The following is an 18,429-nucleotide window of genomic DNA, read 5'->3' as shown; positions in this document are numbered from 1 at the left end:
GTGCGCTGGCACCAAAGGACGAGTCTACCAGGTCCGCGTCCGGATACCGGTCACGAGGTCTTCGCGCGGGCGGCGTAGCGCCCACCCTCTTCGTGCAGAGCGATCGGTACCCCGAAAGCTGTGCTGAGGGCGTCCTCGGTGAGCGTCTGGCGCAGCGGGCCCGAGGCGACGACGCCACCCTCACGCAGCAGGAGCACATGCGTGAAACCGACCGGGATCTCTTCCACGTGGTGGGTGACCATGACCATGGCCGGGGTGGTCGGCTCGGCTGCGTAGCCGCTGAGGAGCGTGAGGAGTTCTTCGCGTGAGCCCAGATCCAGGCTCGCGGTGGGCTCGTCCAACAGCAGCAGCTCCGGGTCGGTCATAACGGCCCGAGCGATCTGGACCCGCTTCTGCTCGCCGTCGGAGAGTGTTCCGAAGGTGCGTGTGGCGAGATCGTCGAGTTGCCACTCGGCGAGCACGCGCATGGCGCGACGGATGTCGACCTGGTCGTACTCCTCGCGCCAACGACCCATCACCGCATAGGCGGCAGTCATGACGACATCCAGCACCGTCTCATCCGGCGGGATACGGCGGGCCATCGAGGTCGAGGCGAAGCCGACGCGCGGGCGCAGTTCGAAGACGTCGGTTCGGCCGATGCGCTCTCCCAGGACGCTGACGCGACCCGAGGTCGGGTGGAGCAGGGAGGCTGACAGCTCGAGGAGTGTCGTCTTGCCCGCGCCATTGGGCCCCAGAACGACCCAGCGCTCGTCGTCGGACACCGTCCAGTCGAGGTGATCGATGATGTCTCTGGCGTTTCTGCGGACGACGACGTCGGAGAATTCGAGCACCTGAGCCATACGCTCCAGCCTATCGGGCGGCGCCCGTCACCTCGGCGTACAGCGCGGCGGTTTGCTCCGCGATGCGCTGCCAGCTGAACTCACTGGTCGCGCGCTCCCGGCCCGCCTTCCCGTACGCTGCGGCGCCATCGCGGTCGCGCACGACCTCGTTCAGCACCCGCGCCAGATCGGCGACGAACGCTTCGGGGTCCAACGGCGTTCCGGTGCCGTCCGTGACCTGCTCGATGGGGACGAGCCTGCCCGTCACGCCGTCGGCGACGACCTCGGGGATGCCGCCGGTCGCGGTCCCGACGACCGCGGCGCCGCACGCCATCGCTTCGAGATTGACGATCCCGAGCGGCTCGTAGATCGAGGGGCACACAAACGTCGTGGCCGCGGTCAACGCCACACACAGCTCATGCCGGCTGAGGTGGCGATCGATCCACACGACGCCATCCCGTGCCTGCTGCAGTCCGCGGACGAGGCCCTCGACCTCGGCGAGAATCTCGGGCGTATCCGGGGCGCCCGCGCACAGAATCAGCTGCACGTCGGGGTCGAGCAACTCGGCGGCGCGCAACAGATAGGGAAGCCCCTTCTGCCTCGTGATCCGGCCCACGAAGACGACGGAGGGGCGTGCCGGGTCGATGCCGAGCGCGGCCAGCGTTTCGGCATCCTCGACGGGATGCCACTGCTCGGTGTCGATGCCGTTGTAAATCACCCGCACGGCCGCCGGGTCCAGGTCGGGATAGCTGCGCAGGATGTCGGCGCGCATGCCTTCGCTGACCGCGACGATCGCGGCAGCGCCGTGGTAGGCGGTGCGCTCGATCTCACTCGAGACCGCGTACCCGCCGCCGAGCTGCTCGGCCTTCCACGGGCGCAGTGGCTCAAGGCTGTGGGCCGTGACGATGTGCGGGATGCCGTTGAGCAGCCCCGCGATGTGTCCGGCGAAGTTCGCGTACCAGGTGTGCGAGTGGACGACCGCGGCGCCGGCGACGTCATCCACGATGAGCAGGTCGGTTCCCATGGTCTGGATCGCGGCGTTGGCGCCACGAAGCTCGGCCGGTGTGGCGTACGACGTCGTCCCTGCCTCGTCGCGGTCCGCTCCGAATGCGCGCACCTGAACGTCGAGCGCTTCACCGGCGGGCACATCCGTCGCCGGCAGCGCACGCAGCGCCTTGACCAGCTCCGCGACGTGGACCCCGGCGCCGCCGTAGATCTCCGGCGGGTACTCCTTGGTGACGATGTCAACGCGCATGTGTCGAACGCTAGTACAGGGTCACGGAGCGGCATAGTGTGGGCATATGGCTACGTCGCCGAAGATCTTTGGAATCGTCCTCGCCGGTGGAGAAGGGAAGCGGTTGATGCCGCTGACCGCCGACCGCGCCAAGCCTGCCGTGCCGTTCGGCGGCCAGTACCGTCTGATCGACTTCGCGATCTCGAATCTCATCAACTCGGGGTTGCGTCAGATCGTGGTGCTCACGCAGTACAAGTCGCACAGCCTCGACCGGCACATCTCGCAGACCTGGCGCATGTCACCCATGCTCAGCTCGTATGTCGCGTCGGTCCCGGCCCAGCAGCGACTGGGCAAGCGGTGGTTCTCGGGGTCTGCCGATGCGATTCTGCAGTCGATGAACCTCATCATCGACGAGCAGCCCGACATCGTGATCGTCATCGGCGCCGACCACGTGTACCGGATGGACTTCCGCCAGATGCTTGACGCCCACATCGCCTCGGGGGCGCGGGCGACGGTGGCCGGCATCCGTCAACCCATCGCACTGGCCAACCAGTTCGGCGTCATCGACGTCGAGCCCGATTCGACGCGCATCCGCGAGTTCCTCGAGAAGCCGCAGAACCCGAACGGTCTGGCCGATGCCCCGCACGAGGTGCTGGCGTCGATGGGCAACTACATCTTCGACACGGATGCCCTGATCGAGGCTGTCGAGGCCGACGGCGAGATCCCGACATCGAACCACGACATGGGTGGCGACATCGTGCCGTACTTCGTCAACCGCGGCGAGGCGAGCGTGTACGACATGAAGCTCAACGAGGTGCCCGGCTCGACCGATCGTGATCGGTCCTATTGGCGGGATGTGGGAACGATCGACTCGTTCTTCGACGCACACATGGATCTGATCTCGACGCTTCCGATCTTCAACCTGTACAACACCGACTGGCCGATCCACTCGCAGACGGTCAACTCGCCGCCAGCCAAGTTCGTTCGCGATTCGGTCGGGCGTATCGGTACGGCGATCGACTCGGTCGTCTCGCTCGGCTCCGTCCTGTCGGGTACGCACCTGGAGCGCAGCGTGGTGGGTCCGTGGACGCTCGCCGCCGGCGGGTCGACCATCACGGATGCCGTGCTGTTCGATCATGTGCGGGTGGGCCCTGGCGCCCGGGTGCACCGAGCGATCCTCGACAAGAATGTCGTCGTCGCCGACGGTGCAACGATCGGCGTGGACCGGGCCCACGACCTGGAGCGCGGCTTCACGGTGACCGACTCCGGGATCACGGTCGTCGGGAAGGGCGTCGTCGTCGACCGGTGACCGTGCCGTGACAGCTCGACCAGCCCGCTAGCGTAGACGGGTGATGCCTGCGCGGTTCCTTGTCGTCCTGGACGCCGATTCGACGCTGCTGCGCAATGAGGTGATCGAGCTCATCGCAGACGAGGCCGGCCGAGGCGCCGAGGTCGCTGCCGCCACGGAAGCCGCGATGCGCGGCGAAGTCGATTTCGCCACGAGTCTGCGTCAGCGCGTGCGCGCCCTCGAGGGTGTGCCGATCGCCGCGTTCGAGCGGGTTCGCGCGCGCGTCGAGCCGACGCAGGGTGCGGCGGCGTTCATCGCCGGTGTCCATGAGCGTGGGGGCGTTGTGGGTGTCGTCTCCGGGGGCTTCCACGAGGTTCTCGACCACGTGGCGCCGGGGCTCGGGGTCGACCGCTGGCGCGCGAACCGTCTCGTCGTCGACGATGGCGCACTGACGGGCTCCGTTGACGGCGAGATCGTGGATGCCGCGGCCAAGGCAGCGACACTGCGGGAGTGGGCCGCATCCCTCGAGGTGCCGCTCTCACGCACGGTCGCGGTCGGTGACGGCGCCAACGACCTGCGCATGATGGCCGCGGCCGGTCTCGGCGTCGCGTTCAACGCGAAACCGACGGTTCGGGAACGCGCCGACATCGTGGTTGCACCCGTGGATCTGCGAGAGATCCTGCCCCTTCTCCCCCGCTGACCGCAGCGCAAGTCACGCGGCGAGCTCGCCGATCCCCCGGCGTCGTTTCACGCGTCGGCGGCCGGGTCTAGCGTGTGGCTATGCACATCATTCTGATCCCCGGTCTGTGGCTTGACGCCTCCTCGTGGGACGACGTGACCGCCTCCCTCCGCGCAGCCGGCCACGAGACGCATCCCGTGACGCTCCCCGGCGTGGGTGAACCCGCCGAGGTATCGAGTCAGATCGGCATCGCGGACTGGGTGGATGCCGTGGTCGAGGTCATTGACAGGCTCGCAGGTCCCGTCGTGCTCGTCGGCCATAGCGGCGGTGGGAATGTCGCCTGGGGCGCCGCCGATCGCCGCCCCGACCGGACGGCGCGGGTAATCCTCGTGGACACGATTCCGCCGACTCCCGGCGGAGCCATCTGGGAGTTTCCCGTCGTCGACGGTGTCATCCCGTTCCCCGGATGGGAGACCTTCGAAGAACCGGAGATCCGCGACCTCTCGGCTACCGTGCGCGCCACGGTTGCCGGGAAGGCGCTCTCGGTGCCCGCCCTGGTGCCCACGGACGCCATCGAGCTCACAGACCCACGGCGCCACGGTGTTCCCACGACCGTCCTGATGGGGACGGCCAGCGCCGACGAGATGAGTGGTTACCTCGAGAGCGAGCCCGCGTGGGCGTCGGAGCTCGTCGCGATCGAGCACCTCTCGATCGTCGAGCTCGACTCGGGCCACTGGCCGCAGTTCTCTATCCCGGCCGAACTTGCCGAACAGATCGCCGCCGCGATCAGGGAGCAGTGACGCGCGGGCTCAGTGCCCCATGCCCAATCCCCCGTCGACGGGGATGACGGCACCGGAGATGTAGGCGGCGTTGTCGGAGGCCAGCCACGTGACGACGCCGGCAACCTCATCGGGAGTCGCGAAACGGCCCGCGGGAATCGTCGCCTTGTACTGAGCCTGGGTCTCCTCGGGGAGCTCAGCCGTCATGTCGGTCTCAATGAAGCCCGGGGCGACAACGTTTGCCGTGATCGCCCGACCGCCGAGCTCACGCGTGAGCGATCGCGCGAAGCCCACGAGTCCGCTCTTGGATGATGCGTAGTTGATCTGTCCCGGCGAGCCGTAGAGGCCGACGACACTGGAGATCAGGATGACGCGACCCCACTTGGCGCGCAGCATCCCCTTGGCAGCCCGCTTCACGACGCGGAATGCACCCCCGAGGTTGGTGGCGACAACCGAATCGAAGTCCTCGTCGGTCATGCGCAGCAGCAGCGTATCTTTCGTGATACCGGCGTTGGCGACGACGATCGTCACGGGTCCGAGCTTCTCTTCGACCTCCGCGAACGCCGCGTCAACCGCTGCAGCATCCGTGACATCGGCGCGGACCGTCAGTGTGCCCGCCGGGCCCTCCCCGAGCGCGCCGTTACGGCGACCGGGTACCCCTCGGCGACGAACCTCTCGGCGATCGCGCGACCGATACCCCGGTTGCCTCCGGTGACGAGAACGACGTGATCGGTGGGCATGACGCATCTCCCTGAGCTCGAGTCGAGCCGCGACCGCGGCGGGACCGACCCAGACTACCGTCCACGTTGACACGCCATGGGGCGACTGGAACGCTGGTCAGAGCACGAACGATCGTGCGGATGCGTGTCAGAAAGGCCGAATCGTGAGCGACCCGTCCACCCCCACGAACCCCGACGAGCAACCGTCGAACGCAGCCCCGCCCCTGCCTCCTGCTCCACCGGCACCCCCGCCGCGTACCCGCCCCCGCGCCGCCCGCGCCTCCGGCGTATGGCACGCCTGGCGCGCCGCCCGCCTACGGCGCGGCTCCCGCCTACGCCGCCTACCCGCAAGGGCCCAAGACGAACACGCTTGCGATCGTGTCGCTGGTCTCGTCGCTGGTCGGCGTCTTCGTGATTCCGGTGATCGGCCAGATCGTCGGCATCATCACGGGCCACATGTCGCTCAACCAGATCAAGCGCACCGGTGAGAACGGCCGAGGCCTCGGACTCGCGGGCGTCATCATCGGATGGGTCAGCTTGGGGCTGGCCATCGTGGGAATCATCCTGTTCATCGCGTGGTTCGGAGTGATCTTCGCCAACGCTCGATATTCGTCCTAACACCTCCGCCACGAATGCCGCTCCGACGGATCTCGTCGGGGCGGCGCGGCGTACTCTGGTAGGACCGTGAAACCTCCAACCAAACCGCAACCGGCGACGTCCTTGCCGCGGGCGCCGAAGGAGGACGCGGGCAAGCGATCGACGACGTATCTGATCATGATGGGCATCCGTCTCGTCTGCTTCGCCCTCGTCCTGTTCGTGACGCCCTACAGCTGGTACACGTGGGTCTTCGCGGCCATGGCGATCTTCCTCCCTTATCTCGCGGTCGTGATCGCGAACGTCAGCGCTGACATGACGGCGCCCACGGCGCTCGGCCCCGAGCGCATGATCGAGGCTCCCGCACCGAGTCCGGCGCCGACCGCCACGGCTGCCCCGGCACCGCAGGTGATCCGCATCGACGAAAGCCCGCAGGAGCCCGCGGGTGACAGCTGACTCTCCCGCGGCAACCGCCGAGACGATCTGTTCCCGCGCCGGATGCCGTGAGGCGGCGCGGTGGAGTATCCGATGGCGAAACCCCCGTATCCATACCGGCGACCGCAGCAAGACCTGGCTCGCCTGCGATGAGCACGTCGGCTACCTGCGCGATTTCCTCGCCGCGCGCTCATTTCCGCTCAGTGTCGACGCCTTCACGGCGGAACCGTCGTGAGCGGGCGCACAGCGCCGGCAGCGGTGCGCTGGACGGCATACGTCGGCGTCGCCGTGCTGTTCGCGATCGCCTGCGGCTTTCTGGCGAACTGGCAGTTCGCTCGCAACACGGAGCGCTCCACGCAGCTTTCTCTCATCGAGAACAACTACGACGCCGAACCGGCGGCTCTTGATGATCTCGTCCCGGTGGCCGGGGACCTGCCGGTCGATAGCGAGTGGCATCCCGTGTCGCTCGTGGGCACCTACCTCGTCGACGACACCGTCCTGGTGAGAAACCGCCCCCACGGCGGAACTGCCGCGTTCGAGGTCCTGGTTCCGTTCCAGACACAGGACGGCCGCATCCTGCTCATCGACCGCGGTTGGATTCCCCCGGCCGAAGACAGCGACCCGAGCGCGGTCCCCGTGCCGCCAGCAGGCACCGTCGAGGTGATCGCGCGGCTGCGTCCGGGCGAGTCGCTCCCCCGCTCGGGACGCACCGATGCGCCCGCAGGCCAGGTGCCGACCATTCACCTCCCGCTGATCGCAGATGCCCTGGGAGGCGACTCCGCGTTCATCACCAGCGCCTACGGCATCCTGGTCACGGAGTCGCCCGCCGCGTCATCCCAACCCAACGCCCTCGAGTCCCCGTCCGAGGATCCGGGACCGCACCTGTCGTACGCGATCCAGTGGATCCTGTTTGCCGTCATGGGGTTCCTGTTCATCGGGTACGTGATCCGCACCGAGATCCGTCACCGCCGAGAAGAAGCCGAAGACTCCCCGCGTCCGCAGCGAACCGGCCGACGCCTCGACCGCGACATGGCCGAAGAGGACGAGATCCTCGATCGACTCCCGCAGTAGTTCACCGGCCCTCGCGTACGAGAGGCCCGAGGCGTCAGGCGAGGGTGATGAGGTCGATGTAGTCGCGACCCCAGATATCTTCGACCCCGTCGGGCAGGATGAGGACGCGCTCAGGGTTGAGCGCCTCAACAGCTCCCGCGTCGTGCGAGACGAGCACCACAGCACCCTCGTAGTGCGCGAGCGCACCGAGGATCTCTTCGCGCGAGGCGGGGTCGAGGTTGTTCGTCGGCTCGTCGAGGAGCAGCATGTTCGCACTCGAGACGACCAGGGTCGCCAGCGACAGCCGCGTCTTCTCACCACCCGAGAGCACCCCGGCGGGCTTGAGCACGTCGTCCCCGGTGAACAGGAACGACCCCAGCACCTTGCGCGCCTCGGTCGCCGTGATGTCCGGCGCCGCCGACATCATGTTCTCCAGGACCGACCGCGACACGTCGAGGTTCTCATGCTCCTGGGCGTAGTAGCCGATCTTCAGTCCGTGTCCGGGTTCGATGGTTCCCGTGTCGGGAGCGTCAACACCCGCGAGCATCCGCAGCAGTGTCGTCTTTCCCGCGCCGTTGAGGCCCAGCACGACCACCTTCGAGCCGCGGTCGATCGCCAGGTCCACGTCGGCGAAGATCTCCAAAGAGCCGTACGACTTCGACAGGCCACGCGCCATCAGCGGCGTCTTTCCGCAGGGGGCAGGCTTCGGGAAGCGGAGCTTCGCGACGCGATCCTCCTGGCGCACCTCATCGAGACCGGAGAGCATTTTCTCCGCGCGCGCCACCATCTGGTGCGCGGCCGCGGCCTTCGACGCCTTGGCGCCGAAGCGCGCCGCCTGCAGCTGTAGGGCGGTCGCCTTCTTCTCGACGTTGACGCGCTCCTTCTTGCGGCGTTCCTCGTCGGCCACCCGCTGACGCTGGTAGTTCTTCCAGTTCATGTTGTAGATGTCGATGACCTGGCGGTTGGCGTCGAGGTAGAACACGCGGTTCACCGTCTCGCCGACCAGCTCGACATCGTGGCTGATGACGATGAGCCCGCCCTTGTAGCTCTTGAGGAACTCGCGGAGCCAGACCACGCTGTCGGCGTCGAGGTGGTTGGTCGGCTCATCGAGGATCATCGTGTCAGCATCCGAGAACAGGATGCGAGCGAGCTCGATGCGCCGGCGCTGGCCTCCGGAGAGCGTGCTGAGGGGCTGGTCAAGGATTCGATCGGGCAACGCCAGGTTATGGGCGATCGACGCGGCCTCTGCCTCGGCGGCGTACCCGCCCAGGGACTCGAACCGCTCGGTGAGCGACCCGTAGCGACGCATCGCGCGTGCCGCGATGTCGGCGTCGTCATCGCCCATGGCAAGGCTCGCCTCGTGCATCCCGATGGCGAGCTGTCCGAGCCCGCGTGCATCCAGGATGCGAGTGCGCCCCAGGTCCTCGGGGTTGCCCGAACGCGGATCCTGCGGCAGGTACCCGAGTTCGCCGCTGCGATCGACACGCCCGCCGGCCGGGAGGAGATCACCGGAGAGGACCTTCGTGAGCGTCGTCTTGCCGGCCCCGTTGCGTCCGACGAGACCGACCTTGTCGCCGTCGCCGACGCGGAAGGTCACATCCGACATGAGCACCCGGGCGCCCACGCGGATCTCGAGGTCGTGCACGGAGAGCACAGCAAAGCTCCGTTTCATTCGGTGAGAAGGGTACGAGGAGGCCGATGGCCAGCCCCCTAGTATAAGTCGCAAGAGCTTGCCGCCTGGCTTCCACCGACCAAGGAGCACCATGACGACTGCCGCCGCACCGATGCCGACCACCCGGGTTCTTGCCGATGTCATCGCTCGCCCCACCTCGCGCGCCCGTGCGCTCGCGACCGACGCGGGCCTCGTACTCGCCGGTGTCGCCGTCGTGGCGCTGCTGGCGAAGGTGTCGTTCTTTATCGGTCCGATCCCGATCACGGGGCAAACCCTGGGCGTCATCCTCGTCGGCGCAGCCCTCGGCTCGGCTCGGGGCGCTGCCGCGATGACGACGTACATGTTCGTCGGTCTGCTGGGCCTGCCGGTCTTCGCGGGGCCCGTGGCCGGTCCCGCCTACCTGCTGGCGCCGTCGTTCGGGTTCATCCTGGGCTTCATTCCTGCGGCGTTCGTCGCGGGGTGGTTTGCCGAGCGTTCCTGGGATCGCAAGCCGCTGCTCGCCTTCGCGGGATTCGTGGTCGCGAGCATCATCCCGTTCGTCATCGGCGTGCCCTACATGGCCTTCATCCTGTCGACCGTGATGGGTCAGCAGATCTCGCCGGCGGGTGTGCTGGATGCCGGACTGTGGCCGTTCATCGTCCCGGGCCTCATCAAGGCGGGCTTTGCTGCCCTGCTGATCCCCGGCGCGTGGGCCGTAGTGCGGCGGATCGACGCCGCCAAGAAGGGCTGACCCTCAGCGAGAGAGGGCGCCGATGCGGTCGATCGCGTCGCGCAGGACCTCGGGCGAACATCCAAAGTTGAGTCGCACGAACCCTCGCCCCTCATCGCCGAACGTCGGCCCGTGGTGCAGCGCGACGCGAGCGCCCGTGAGGATGCGCTCCGCGGGGTCATCTCCCCACCCGAGGTCCGACAGGTCGATCCAGGCGAGGTAGCCGGCGTCGGGGATCGTGTACCGCGCCGCCGGAACGTGCTCGGCCAGGAGGTCAGCAAGCAGACGCCGGTTCGTGTCGAGAGCGGCCAACAACGCATCCAGCCACGCATCGCTTTCCGAAGCAAAAGCGGCGATGCCCGCCAGCGCGCCGAAATGACCGGTTCGCCACTCGACTTCCTTCGGCAGGCTCTGCACGACATGTCGCGTGTCATCTGCCGCGGTGAGCATGAGCGCGCACTTGAGTCCCGCGAGATTGAAGGCCTTGCTCGCGCTCGCTACCGCGTATCCGACGGATGCCGCCACCGGAGAAACGCTCAGAAACGGCGTGAAGGTCGCGGGAGCGTGCACCAGCGGCGCGTGGATCTCGTCACTGACGACGATCGCGCCGTGGCGCGCCGCGATCTCGGCGAGCTCTGCGAGCGTCTCGCGCGCGTGGACAGTGCCGGTGGGATTGTGCGGATTGCACAGCAGCACAGCGCGAGCCCCGCCCGCGAGGGCAGCCTCGATCCCTGCCAGGTCGAGCGCGTAGCCGGCATCCGCCAGGAGCGGCACCCGCTCGACAACTCCCCCGCCTCCGGGATGAGGTCGTAGAACGGCGGATAAACCGGCGGCGTGATGACGACACGGTCGCCGGGCGAGATGGTTGCGCGCAGGATCTCGACGAGCCCCATCACGACATCACCCGTGGAGCGGATGTGGGCAGGATCGATGTCCCAGCCGTACCGGCGCTGGGCGAACCCGGCGTAGGCCTGAGCGATCCCGGGGTTCGGCGGCGTGTAGCCGGTGTCGCCGACCTCGACCGCCGCGGTCAGGCGCCGGGTGATGGCCGGTGCGAGCGGATAGTCGGTCTCGGCGACGAACAGCGGCAAGACGTCCGCCGGGTACGCGCGCCACTTGGTGCTCGTCCGCTCGCGCAGTCGCTCGATCGGGAGGGCCTGGAGGGGGCTCACGGTCATCCCTCGAGCCTAGCCTTGTGAGCTGCGCCGACTGGCCTGAACCTGCTCAACGCAGCCGCGCAGCGGGGTGCCGTCCTCGGGGCTGGCACCGGGTCTGGCGGGAGCGGGCGCAGCCCGCGAGGGCATGCCCTGCGCCGTGCCGACATCACGCAGCCGCGCAGCGAGGTGCCGTCCTCGGGGCTGGCACCGGGTCTGGCGGGAGCGGGCGCAGCCCGCGAGGGCATGTCCCCGCGCCACCCCGACATCACAGAGCCGCGCAGCGGGGTGCCGTCCTCGGGGCTGGCACCGGGTCTGGCGGGAGCGGGCGCAGCCTGCGAGGGCATGTCCCCGAGGACGGCACCCCGCGGAGCGGCGGACACGAGACTGCGCCGCGCAACAGCGCGAGATTCAGCCGAAAAGCAGATACCGCGACGGGTCGTCGGGAAGCACCCAGTTGAAGCCCTCCTCGGCGAAGACAACGACAAGGTTGATCGCGATCGTGGCAACGAACGCCCAGACCACAACCCACGCGAGAGTGCGCAGCCAGGGAGTGGCGGGGGCCACCGGCAGCACATCCTGCGCGAACACCGCTACGACACCCGCGAACACGATGACGACGGCAAAGGTGATCAGCGCCCAGGTGTACAGATGCAGGCCCAGGACAGCCTCGCCGTAGCCCGGGTCACCGGGCAGGATGTGCAGCAGAATCTGGCGGATCGAGATCGCCGCGCCCACGATCGCGCCGAGAATGGCAAGTCCGAGGCCCGTCGCGAGCTCGCGCAGCAGGAGTTCGCCGCGCAGCGCCCGAACGACGACGTAGAGAGCGCCGAGGCTCGCCAGCATCATCCCCATCCGCTGCAGGATGCACAGCGGGCACGGCAGTTCGCCGAGCCCGAACTGGAAGACGAACATCGCCATCGAGAGGATGCCGACATAGGCGACGAGGAAGGCCACGAAGGCCCAGAACGCGAGCTTGCGGACGACGAGCGACCCAGCCATCAGAAGCTCAGCTCCAGCACGTCGCTCGCGTGGTAGGCGAACAATCCGAGCACGGCAAGCGCGCCCACGGCCCACGAGCCGATGACCAGCCACCGGCTCTTGGAGAAGATGATCAGGAGCGCGACCGTAAGCAGCACGCCGAAGATGAGGGTGTCCACGCCCTCACCATAGTGGCGGCCCTGCTTCGGCATCCAGAGCGCGCGGGGTGCGCGCATTCAGTCCCGCGAGCTCGCGTTCACCTGGCCAGAACGCTCCTGTCCGCTCAGCCCGGCGATGGCGTCCATCATCCGTTCGGTGATCTCTCGCCGGGCCTTGCCTGCCGGAACACCCTCGAGATCGGAAAGATCAAGGGGTGCGCCGAAACGGACCTCGATCCGGGACCCTCCGCGCACCAGGTGACCAAGCGGCTTCACCGTGCCGGTTCCGATCAGTCCGACCGGAACGAGCGTTGCGCCGGTCTCGTACGCCATCCATGCCGCTCCCCCGTGGCCCTCGTGCAGTCGACCATCGCGCGACCGAGTTCCCTCGGGGAAGACGGCGAAGACGCTTCCGGCTCGGAGAATACTGCTGCCGGCATCGAGGGCGGCCCGCGCGTCACGGCCGGTAGCCCGGTACACCGGCACGCCGCCGATCGAGGTGAAGAACCAGCGCAGGATGCGTCCGAGCACGCCCGATCGGGTGAAGTACGACGACTTGATGAGAAACTGCACGGGTCGCGCAGCAGAGGTCGGAATGATGACCGTGTCCAGTGATGACAGGTGATTACTCGCCAGCAGCACAGGCCCCCGCGCGGGGACGTTCACGCGCCCCACGATGAGGGGTCGGTAGAGGATCCAGAACAACGGCCGAAGGACTACCCGCCCGAGGAAGTAAATGAAGCCGGGACGGGATACGGCGCGAGTCTGACCGGGAGCTGACACCTCGTCACCCTATCGATGACAGCCGGGCGATCAGGCATCACGCCACGCATGTGATCTGATCAGATGGCGAAGCCCAGGGCACGCATCATGTCGCGGCCATCGTCGGTGATGCGCTCGGGGCCCCACGGCGGCATCCACACCCAGTTGATGCGGAACCGTTCTACGACGTCGTCGAGCGCCTGGGCGGTCTGCTCTTCGAGAACATCGGTGAGCGGGCAGCCCGCCGAGGTCAGGGTCATGTGGATGACGAGAGCGTCGTTCTCGTCATCCCAGCTGAGGTCGTAGATCAGTCCGAGGTCGACGACGTTGATCCCGAGTTCGGGATCCATGACGTCCTTGAGGGCCTCAGTGACCTCGTCGAACTTCTCAGGGCTGAGAGTCGCGGTCATAAGGACGATCCTAGGCGTCGGATCCGGCGGCGGGCTCGAGGTAGCGGTCGTACCCCTCGGATTCGAGGCGGTCCGCAAGCTCTGGGCCGCCCTCCTCGACGATGCGTCCGCCGACGACGACGTGCACGAAGTCGGGGTGGATGTAGCGCAGGATGCGGGTGTAGTGCGTGATCAGCAGCACACCCATGTCGCTGTCGGCCTTGGCCCGGTTGACGCCCTCGGAAACGACCTTGAGCGCGTCGACATCGAGGCCGGAGTCGGTCTCGTCGAGCACGGCGATCTTCGGCTTGAGCAGCTCGAGCTGGAGAATCTCGTGGCGCTTCTTCTCGCCGCCCGAGAAGCCCTCGTTGACGTTGCGCTGCGCGAACTTCTCGTCCATGCGCAGGTCTGCCATGGCCTTCTTGACGTCCTTGGTCCAGGTACGGATCGAGGGCGCCTGCCCGTCGATCGCGGACTTCGCGGTGCGCAGGAAGTTCGTGACCGTCACGCCGGGGATCTCGACGGGGTACTGCATGGCGAGGAACAGTCCGGCCCGGGCGCGTTCGTCGACCGACATCTCCAGGACGTCTTCGCCGTCGAGCGTGATGGAACCGCTCGTGACGGTGTACTTGGGGTGTCCGGCGATCGTGTAGGCGAGCGTCGACTTGCCCGACCCGTTCGGGCCCATGATCGCGTGCGTCTCCCCCGTCCGGATCGTGAGGGTCATGCCGTTGAGGATTTCGGTCTCACCGTCGTCCGTGGTGACCGTGACGTGCAGGTCGCGGATCTCGAGAACAGCCATGGGGTTCCTTTTCAGTGGATGTCTGGGGTGACGGCCTTGGTGACGGCGGGGTCGATGAGGACGTCGTCGCCCTCGATCGTGACCTCGTACACCGGCACCGGCTCGTACGCGGGAAGGTTCAGGGGGCGTCCCGTCACAAGGGAGAACGCTGAGCCGTGGGCCCAGCATTCCAGCGTGTCGCCCTCCACGAAGCCATCGGACAGGGAGATGTCTCCGTGCGTGCAGGTATCGCCGATGGCGTGCACGTCGCCGTTGGAGTCTTTGACGACGGCGATCGGCGTGCCGTCGATCACGACGCGCTTGGCAGCATCCTGTTCCAGCTCGCTCAGCGAGCAGACGCGGGTGGCGCTCACGCAGCCGCCTCCTGTTCGAGTTCGGCGGTGACCGCCTCGGTGAGTTCGGCCTCGAGCTCGGGAATGCCGAGGCGCTGAATGATGTCGCTGAGGAATCCGATGACGACGAGTCTGCGCGCCTCGTCCTCGGCGATGCCGCGCGCCTGCAGGTAGAACAGCTGCTCGTCATCGAACCTGCCGGTCGCGCTGGCGTGGCCCGCGCCCTGGATGTCCCCGGTCTCGATCTCGAGGTTGGGGATCGAGTCGGCACGTGCGCCGTCGGTGAGCACGAGGTTGCGGTTGGCCTCGTAGGAGTCCGTGCCGACGGCGTCGCGCCCGATGAGCACGTCGCCGACCCAGACGCTTCGCGCGCTCGAGCCCTGCAGGGCGCCCTTGTAGAGCACGTCGGCGGTGGTGTTCGGGCCGCGGTGGTGGATGTACACCTGGCTCTCGAGGTGCTGCCCGGAGTCGGCGAATGACAGGCCGTAGACCTTGCCCTCGGATCCGGCACCGGCAAGGTCGACAGACGGGTTCACCCGCACGACCGCGCCGCCGAGGCTCACTACGGTGTGGCGGAGGGTGGCATCGCGTCCGACAACTGCCTGGTGCGCGGCGGCATGGACCGCGTCATCGTCCCAGCGCTGCAATGACACAAGGGTCAGATTCGCGCCGTCACGGACGATGACCTCGACGTTCTGGGCGAACTGGGCCGAGCCTTCATGCCGCAGCACGATCGTCGCGCGCGAGTGGGGGGCCGCCTCGATGACAACATGCGCGTGGGCACGCAGCTGAGCGCCCGACCCCGTGAAGACGACCTCGACGGTCTCGTCGAGTTCGGCATCCGCCGGGACCTTCAGGTACAGGGCCTGCGCTGACCGGTGCCACGCGATCGCGCTCGGCAGGTCCTCGGGCACGAATGCTTCGCCACGCGGCGCTTCGCCGATGCCCAGGCTCGCGGCGGCGAGCGGGCCGGTGACCGTGATACCGACCGCGCCCTCGTCACCGGGCTCGTCGGCGAACAGCGGCGCGATGCGAGCGACCGGGCTGTGCTTCCAGTTCACCTCGCGGCCGGTGGGCGCGCCGAACGCCGACGGCTCGTACGAGCGCGGCCGTTCGGAGCGGGTTTGGACGGGAACGAGGTCCCAGCCCCCGTCGGTGTGCGCGGTCGATCCGGGCGCCGTCGCCGACGCCTGTGCGGTAGTCGTCATCTCAGCCGACGCTGCCTTCCATGCTCATCTCGATGAGCTTGTTCAGTTCGAGGGCGTACTCCATGGGCAGCTCGCGGGCGATCGGCTCGATGAACCCGCGGACGATCATGGCCATCGCCTCGTCCTCGGGAAGCCCACGGGACTGCAGGTAGAAGAGTTGCTCTTCGCTGACCCGCGAGACCGTCGCCTCGTGTCCCAACTGCACGTCGTCGACACGGATGTCGATCGCGGGGTACGTGTCTGACCGGGAGACCGTGTCCACCAGCAGCGCGTCGCACCGCACGGTGTTCGCGGAGTGGTGCGCGTTCGGATCCACCCGAACCTCACCCCGGTAACCGGCGCGTCCGCCACCGCGGGCGATGGACTTCGACACGATTGAGGATGTCGTGTACGGCGCCATGTGGATCATCTTGGCGCCGGCATCCTGATGCTGACCGGGGCCTGCGAAGGCGACCGAGAGGGTCTCGCCCTTCGCGTGCTCGCCCATGAGGAAGACCGAGGGGTACTTCATCGTCACCTTGGAGCCGATGTTCCCGTCGATCCATTCCATCGTGGCGCCCTCGTGCGCGACAGCACGCTTGGTGACCAGGTTGTAGACGTTGTTCGACCAGTTCTGGATCGTCGTGTACCGCACGCGAGCGTTCTTCTTCACAACGATCTCGACGACGGCGGAGTGCAGCGAATCGCTCTTGTAGATCGGAGCGGTGCAGCCCTCGATGTAGTGGACGTAGGAGCCCTCGTCGGCGATGATCAGCGTCCGCTCGAACTGACCCATGTTCTCGGTGTTGATCCGGAAGTAGGCCTGCAGCGGGATCTCGACGTGCACCCCCGGCGGGACGTAGACGAACGAGCCACCGGACCACACGGCGGTGTTCAGGGCTGCGAACTTGTTGTCGCCGGCAGGGATGACGGTGCCGAAGTACTCCTCGAAGAACTCGGGGTGCTCGCGCAGCGCCGTGTCGGTGTCCATGAAGATGACACCCTGCGACTCGAGGTCCTCGCGGATCTGGTGGTAGACGACCTCGGACTCGTACTGAGCTGCGACGCCGGCGACGAGGCGCTGACGCTCCGCCTCGGGGATGCCGAGACGCTCGTAGGTGTTCCGGATGTCTTCCGGAAGGTCTTCCCAGGTCTGGGCCTGCTTCTCGGTCGAGCGCACGAAGTACTTGATGTTGTCGAAATCGATAGCACTGAGATCGGCGCCCCAGGTGGGCATGGGTTTGCGACCGAAAAGCTGATAGCCCTTCAGGCGGGTCTTGAGCATCCACTCGGGTTCGGACTTCAAGGCCGAGATCCCGCGGACCACATCCTCGTTGATTCCTCGCTGGGCCACCGCGCCGGCAGCGTCAGTGTCGTGCCAGCCGAATTCGTAAACCCCCAGGCTTTCGAGCTCTGGGCGGTCAATCAGCACATCGGACATCGGTTTTCTCCTTCGCGGCCATTGCGGTGTCATCCGCACCGACATCCGTCGCCCCCGGCGGAGCACCGGAGGGGATGTCGCTTACGGGCCCTTTCACGTCCTCGGCAGATTCTCGCGCCTAGACTGGTGATGATCCTGCGGCTTTTCTCCGCGGAATCAGACCCTTTGAGTCTACAGGCATCGTCCCAGTCCCGGGCCGAGCGCGCCACGCCCCCACCGGGCGATCACAGGAGTGAAGACCGTGTCCGCACCGTCCCCGGCCCCCGCCCGCGTTTCGCTGTTCGAGAGGTTCTGGGGGTGGCTTCCCGACCATGTCGATCGCCGCGTGCGGGTGGCCGCCTGGCTGTCGTTCCTGGCCGAGGTGCTGATCATCGGCACCGGCGGCGCGGTGCGGCTCACCGGCTCGGGCCTCGGCTGCCCGACCTGGCCGAAGTGCACGGCAGATTCGATCGTTTCCACGCCTGACATGGGTATTCACGGACTCATCGAGTTCGGCAACCGCACACTGACGGGCCTCGTCGGCATCCTCGCCATCATCGTGCTCGTCTTCGTTCTCAAGATGCGGCGCGAGCGCCGCGGCCTGTTCGTCCTCGCCCTGATCGTCGTGCTGGGCGTCGTCGCTCAGGCCCTGGTCGGCGGTGTCACGGTGCTCACGGGACTCAACCCGTTCATCGTCGGGTTCCACTACGTCGCTTCGGTCATCCTCGTCGCGGTGTGTGCGGCCTTCCTCGTGCTCATGCGCACGCCGGGCGGACCTCGCGTTCGCATCGTGACGCGGGCGCACGCGGCCTGGGCCCACGCTGCCACCGCGGTACTCGCGCTGACGATCTTCTTCGGCATCCTGACCACCGGCGCCGGTCCCCACTCGGGTGATGAGGATGCTATTCGCAGCGGCTTCAACGCCGAGGTGCTGGAGCATGTGCACGCCTGGCCGTCGTACGCCCTGTTCGCGCTGACGCTGGTGCTGCTGGGCTTCGGCTACCGTCGCCGACACGACGTGCCCCGCGTGTTCGGGTGGACACTGGCGGTTCTCGGCGTCGAGATCGTCCAAATCAGCGTCGGCCTGTTCCAGGCGCGCAACGGGCTCCCTCCGCTCGCGGTGGGTGTGCACATGGTGCTGGCAGCTCTGCTGGCGGCGGCGATGACGGCGCTCATCCTCAATCTGAAGCAGCCCGTGACCCAGGCAGCTCCGCCCGAAGCTCCTCTCGACGCACAGGCGATCCATAGCTGACACATCGACAGGGCA

The 18,429-nt window shown here is 67.4% G+C and carries 21 protein-coding genes and 1 pseudogene; 9 read left to right on the top strand and 13 right to left on the bottom strand.

The window, feature by feature from the left end; translation table 11 throughout:
* Positions 1-50: 50 nt before the first annotated feature.
* Positions 51-839: an ABC transporter ATP-binding protein gene (locus IT882_RS07225; RefSeq protein ID WP_195693770.1), complete on the bottom strand. Its 789-nt coding sequence runs from the start codon at positions 837-839 to the stop codon at positions 51-53.
* A 10-nt stretch (positions 840-849) separates the two neighbouring features.
* Positions 850-2,073, bottom strand: a complete 1,224-nt coding sequence (glgA, locus tag IT882_RS07220; RefSeq protein WP_195693769.1) for a glycogen synthase — start codon at positions 2,071-2,073, stop codon at positions 850-852.
* 46 nt (positions 2,074-2,119) lie between these two features.
* Here glgA and IT882_RS07215 point away from each other — a divergent pair, with 46 nt between their 5' ends.
* The 3 genes from IT882_RS07215 (at position 2,120) to IT882_RS07205 (ending at position 4,819) form a co-directional block, all read left to right on the top strand.
* The gene (locus IT882_RS07215) at positions 2,120-3,361 is read left to right on the top strand and encodes a glucose-1-phosphate adenylyltransferase (protein WP_195693768.1); all 1,242 of its coding nucleotides are present in this window, start codon (positions 2,120-2,122) and stop codon (positions 3,359-3,361) included.
* A 43-nt stretch (positions 3,362-3,404) separates the two neighbouring features.
* Positions 3,405-4,040, top strand: a complete 636-nt coding sequence (serB, locus tag IT882_RS07210; protein WP_195694183.1) for a phosphoserine phosphatase SerB — start codon at positions 3,405-3,407, stop codon at positions 4,038-4,040.
* Positions 4,041-4,120: 80 nt separating this feature from the next.
* Complete coding sequence (locus IT882_RS07205) at positions 4,121-4,819, top strand: alpha/beta fold hydrolase (RefSeq protein WP_195693767.1); 699 nt, start codon at positions 4,121-4,123, stop codon at positions 4,817-4,819.
* A gap of 9 nt (positions 4,820-4,828) precedes the next feature.
* Here the strand turns inward: IT882_RS07205 and fabG are convergent.
* Positions 4,829-5,538: pseudogene (gene fabG / locus IT882_RS07200) on the bottom strand (3-oxoacyl-ACP reductase FabG).
* A gap of 357 nt (positions 5,539-5,895) precedes the next feature.
* On the opposite strand from fabG, the gene IT882_RS07195 reads away from it, so the two are divergent.
* From IT882_RS07195 to IT882_RS07180, 4 genes are all read left to right on the top strand, one after another.
* Positions 5,896-6,135, top strand: a complete 240-nt coding sequence (locus IT882_RS07195; protein ID WP_195693766.1) for a DUF4190 domain-containing protein — start codon at positions 5,896-5,898, stop codon at positions 6,133-6,135.
* A 66-nt stretch (positions 6,136-6,201) separates the two neighbouring features.
* On the top strand, positions 6,202-6,567 hold the full coding sequence (locus IT882_RS07190; RefSeq protein ID WP_195693765.1) for a DUF3099 domain-containing protein: 366 nt from the start codon (positions 6,202-6,204) through the stop codon (positions 6,565-6,567).
* Positions 6,557-6,781, top strand: a complete 225-nt coding sequence (locus tag IT882_RS07185; RefSeq protein WP_195693764.1) for a hypothetical protein — start codon at positions 6,557-6,559, stop codon at positions 6,779-6,781. The genes IT882_RS07190 and IT882_RS07185 overlap by 11 nt, the downstream gene beginning before the upstream one ends.
* A complete protein-coding gene (locus IT882_RS07180; protein WP_195693763.1) occupies positions 6,778-7,617 on the top strand; it encodes an SURF1 family protein in 840 nt (279 codons plus the stop codon). The genes IT882_RS07185 and IT882_RS07180 overlap by 4 nt, the downstream gene beginning before the upstream one ends.
* Positions 7,618-7,651: 34 nt before the next feature.
* On the opposite strand, the gene IT882_RS07175 is transcribed toward IT882_RS07180, so the two are convergent.
* The gene (locus tag IT882_RS07175; protein WP_195693762.1) at positions 7,652-9,250 is read right to left on the bottom strand and encodes an ABC-F family ATP-binding cassette domain-containing protein; all 1,599 of its coding nucleotides are present in this window, start codon (positions 9,248-9,250) and stop codon (positions 7,652-7,654) included.
* Between the two features lie 109 nt (positions 9,251-9,359).
* On the opposite strand from IT882_RS07175, the gene IT882_RS07170 reads away from it, so the two are divergent.
* A complete protein-coding gene (locus IT882_RS07170) occupies positions 9,360-9,998 on the top strand; it encodes a biotin transporter BioY (protein ID WP_195693761.1) in 639 nt (212 codons plus the stop codon).
* 3 nt (positions 9,999-10,001) lie between these two features.
* On the opposite strand, the gene IT882_RS17060 is transcribed toward IT882_RS07170, so the two are convergent.
* The 9 genes from IT882_RS17060 to sufB form a co-directional block, all read right to left on the bottom strand.
* A complete protein-coding gene (locus tag IT882_RS17060; RefSeq protein WP_324253933.1) occupies positions 10,002-10,751 on the bottom strand; it encodes an aminotransferase class I/II-fold pyridoxal phosphate-dependent enzyme in 750 nt (249 codons plus the stop codon).
* A gap of 791 nt (positions 10,752-11,542) precedes the next feature.
* Positions 11,543-12,133: a disulfide bond formation protein B gene (locus tag IT882_RS07160; protein ID WP_195693760.1), complete on the bottom strand. Its 591-nt coding sequence runs from the start codon at positions 12,131-12,133 to the stop codon at positions 11,543-11,545.
* Positions 12,133-12,291 carry a DUF5993 family protein gene (locus IT882_RS07155; RefSeq protein ID WP_195693759.1) on the bottom strand — a complete coding sequence of 53 codons (159 nt, stop codon included), beginning with the start codon at positions 12,289-12,291 and terminating at the stop codon, positions 12,133-12,135. Before IT882_RS07155 ends, IT882_RS07160 begins: the two co-directional genes overlap by 1 nt.
* Before the next feature lie 57 nt (positions 12,292-12,348).
* Positions 12,349-13,053, bottom strand: a complete 705-nt coding sequence (locus IT882_RS07150) for a lysophospholipid acyltransferase family protein (protein ID WP_229382366.1) — start codon at positions 13,051-13,053, stop codon at positions 12,349-12,351.
* Between the two features lie 59 nt (positions 13,054-13,112).
* A complete protein-coding gene (locus tag IT882_RS07145; protein ID WP_195693758.1) occupies positions 13,113-13,442 on the bottom strand; it encodes a metal-sulfur cluster assembly factor in 330 nt (109 codons plus the stop codon).
* Positions 13,443-13,452: 10 nt separating this feature from the next.
* Entirely contained in the window at positions 13,453-14,223 is a 771-nt protein-coding gene (gene sufC / locus IT882_RS07140; RefSeq protein ID WP_195693757.1) for a Fe-S cluster assembly ATPase SufC, read from the bottom strand.
* An 11-nt stretch (positions 14,224-14,234) separates the two neighbouring features.
* Positions 14,235-14,576, bottom strand: a complete 342-nt coding sequence (locus IT882_RS07135) for a non-heme iron oxygenase ferredoxin subunit (RefSeq protein WP_195693756.1) — start codon at positions 14,574-14,576, stop codon at positions 14,235-14,237.
* Entirely contained in the window at positions 14,573-15,763 is a 1,191-nt protein-coding gene (gene sufD / locus IT882_RS07130; RefSeq protein ID WP_195693755.1) for a Fe-S cluster assembly protein SufD, read from the bottom strand. The genes IT882_RS07135 and sufD overlap by 4 nt, the downstream gene beginning before the upstream one ends.
* Before the next feature lies 1 nt (position 15,764).
* A complete protein-coding gene (sufB, locus tag IT882_RS07125) occupies positions 15,765-17,183 on the bottom strand; it encodes a Fe-S cluster assembly protein SufB (RefSeq protein WP_195693754.1) in 1,419 nt (472 codons plus the stop codon).
* Between the two features lie 241 nt (positions 17,184-17,424).
* Between sufB and IT882_RS07120 the strand changes: the two genes are divergently transcribed.
* Positions 17,425-18,414: a COX15/CtaA family protein gene (locus tag IT882_RS07120; RefSeq protein ID WP_229382365.1), complete on the top strand. Its 990-nt coding sequence runs from the start codon at positions 17,425-17,427 to the stop codon at positions 18,412-18,414.
* Positions 18,415-18,429 lie beyond the last annotated feature (15 nt).

Origin of the sequence: Microbacterium schleiferi, assembly GCF_015565955.1 — a bacterium.
Classification (GTDB): Bacteria; Actinomycetota; Actinomycetes; order Actinomycetales; family Microbacteriaceae; genus Microbacterium; species Microbacterium schleiferi_A.
The sequence above is the reverse complement of the archived record's forward strand: the minus strand, read 5'-3'. Positions and strand labels throughout refer to the sequence as shown.